This is a genomic window from Eubacterium sp. CAG:156, assembly GCF_000434315.1.
Lineage (GTDB): Bacteria > Bacillota > Clostridia > Lachnospirales > Lachnospiraceae > Eubacterium_U > Eubacterium_U album.
Genome location: NZ_FR878161.1, coordinates 3901 through 6605 on the forward strand (window position 1 = coordinate 3901; position 2705 = coordinate 6605).

The 2705-nt window shown below is 33.1% G+C and carries 3 protein-coding genes; all 3 read left to right on the plus strand.

Going from position 1 to position 2705, the window contains the following annotated elements:
* Positions 1 to 197 precede the first annotated feature (197 nt).
* Genes ABMA45_RS06375 through ABMA45_RS06385 form a run of 3 tightly spaced genes read left to right on the plus strand, consistent with a single transcriptional unit; the run spans position 198 to position 2533 of the window.
* Entirely contained in the window at positions 198 to 1355 is a 1158-nt protein-coding gene (locus ABMA45_RS06375; protein ID WP_022089054.1) for a THUMP domain-containing class I SAM-dependent RNA methyltransferase, read from the plus strand.
* Positions 1356 to 1406: 51 nt separating this feature from the next.
* Entirely contained in the window at positions 1407 to 2003 is a 597-nt protein-coding gene (locus ABMA45_RS06380) for an XTP/dITP diphosphatase (RefSeq protein WP_022089055.1), read from the plus strand.
* A gap of 41 nt (positions 2004 to 2044) precedes the next feature.
* The gene (locus ABMA45_RS06385; RefSeq protein WP_147339825.1) at positions 2045 to 2533 is read left to right on the plus strand and encodes a metallophosphoesterase family protein; all 489 of its coding nucleotides are present in this window, start codon (positions 2045 to 2047) and stop codon (positions 2531 to 2533) included.
* Positions 2534 to 2705 lie beyond the last annotated feature (172 nt).

Below are 2705 nucleotides of genomic sequence, written 5' to 3' on the forward strand. Positions count from 1 at the left end.
TCAAAGAATACAACATCAAAGAACTCAACTTCAAAAAACGAAGAAGATTGTTCTGATAAATATTAATATTTTTTATAAAAGGAATTTTGTTTTTGTAGAGGCATTTTGCAATTTAGTGCAAAATGCCTTTACATATGTTGCTAAGAATATGGTACAATGGATGAAATTGTTAGTTAAAAAAAGAAAAGGAATAGCATATGAAAAAATATAATTTTGTTGCACCGTGCCATTTTGGAATTGAAGCGGTACTTAAAAGAGAAATTCAGGATTTAGGATATGATATCGTTAAAGTTGAAGATGGAAGAGTCACATTTGAGGGAGATATTTCAGCTGTATGTAGGGCAAATGTTTTTTTGAGAACTGCAGAGAGAGTGTTACTTCAGGTAGGACGAGTTAAGGCGACAACTTATGACGAATTGTTTGAAGCCGTAAAAGCTATGGATTGGGAAGAGTATATACCTGAGGATGGAAAATTCTGGGTGAAAAAGGCAAGCTCTATAAAAAGTAAGTTATTTAGTCCTTCTGATATACAAAGAATTGTAAAAAAGGCTATGGTAGAGAAATTGAAATTAAAGTATAGAGTAAACAGATTTGCAGAAACAGGAAATGAGTATCCTTTAAGAGTTGTTTTTTACAAGGATGAAGCTATTATAGCGCTTGATACTTCAGGTGATTCTTTACATAAAAGAGGATATCGTAAAAATACGGCTAAAGCACCTATTTCAGAGACTTTGGCAGCAGCATTAATAATGCTTACACCTTGGAACAAAGACAGAATTTTAGTTGATCCATTTTGTGGAAGTGGAACATTTCCAATAGAGGCAGCGTTAATAGCAGCAAATATTGCACCAGGAATGAATAGAGAATTTACTGCAGAAAACTGGGATAATCTTATTGAAAAGAAATTATGGTATGACGCAATAAATGAAGCAAATGATATGATAAATGATGATATAGAAGTAGATATTCAAGGCTATGATATAGATGGAGAAGTAGTAGAATTTGCCCGAAAAAATGCTGAACTAGCAGGTGTAGACCATTTGATTCATTTCCAAAGAAGACCGGTTAGTGAATTAAGACACAGCAAAAAATATGGGTTTATTATAACAAATCCACCTTATGGAGAAAGATTAGAAGAAAAAGAACAATTACCTCCAATATATCAGGCGTTAGGTAGACAGTACAAGGCACTTGACAGTTGGTCTGCATTTGTAATAACGTCATACGAAGATACTGAAAAATATATGGGGTTAAAAGCAACTAAAAATAGAAAAATATACAATGGAATGATTAAAACATATTTTTATCAGTTTATGGGACCAAAACCGCCTAAAAAGAAGGAAAATTTGCGATAAATGGCGGAATGCTTTAATATTTGTTTGAAAAAAGATAGGAGAGAGATAAAAATGAAAGAAATAATTTTTGCAACAACAAATCAAAATAAAGTAAGAGAAGTAGGAATGATGTGCAATAATCCTGATTTGAAATTGTTAACTTTAAAGGATATTGGCTTAGATGTAGATATTGTAGAAGATGGAAGTACATTTGAAGAAAATGCAATAATTAAAGCAAAAACAATTATGGAAATGACAGGAAAAATAGCTTTAGCAGATGACTCAGGTCTCGAGGTTGATTATTTAAATGGAGAACCAGGAATTTATTCAGCGAGATATTTAGGGGAAGATACACCTTATTCAGAAAAAAATGCCGACATTATTAGAAGACTTGAAGGAGTAGAGGGAAGTGACAGAAGTGCCAGATTTGTGTGTGCAATGGCTGTAGCATTTCCTGATGGAAGAATAAGGACATGTCGAGGAACTATTGAGGGAGTAATAGATTATAAGGAAAAAGGAACAAATGGATTTGGATATGATCCAATAGTTTATGTGCCTGAATATGGGTTGACAACAGGTGAAATGGAGCCTGAACTAAAAAATAGTATTAGTCATAGAGGAAAAGCTTTAGAACAGGTAAAAAAGATACTTGAGGAAGAATTGCAGTAATTGATAAACGAATAAAGTTAGTGTTTGAAAGTGGTGTTAATATGAAGAGAGTATTAGTTGTAAGTGATTCGCATGGAAATATGGGAAATTTAAGTGAAGTAATAAAAAGATCTAAAGATATTGATATGTTAATTCATCTTGGAGATATACAGGGAGAAGATGAATTACTACGTTCTATGTGCAATTTCCCAGTTGAAATTGTACGTGGAAATTGTGACTTTGAAACAAATAATAAATTATACTTGACAATTGAGCTAGAATGTCATAAGATATTCGCGACCCATGGACATGCCTACGGCGTTGAATGGGGAATAGAAAGATTGTCATATGCAGCTTTAGAAGAAGGTTGTGATATTGCGATGTATGGACATACACATGTTCCGGAAATTATTCAGGGAGATGACATTACGGTTATAAATCCCGGAAGTATTTCAAGACCGCGACAGATGAACCATAAACCAAGTTATATTTTGATGGAATTACTTGACAATGGGGAAGTTTTTTACAATCTAAATTACTTTGAAAAATAAGTGATTAAAAAAATAAAAAAAGTTTAAAAAAGTTGTTGACAAGTTGAAATACATAATATATAATACATCATGTTGCTGCTGAAAAACACAGAACAAAACAGCAACGAAGACGCGAAGTACTAACACCAATCGGGGTGTGGCTCAGCTTGGCTAGAGCGCTTGATTTGGGATC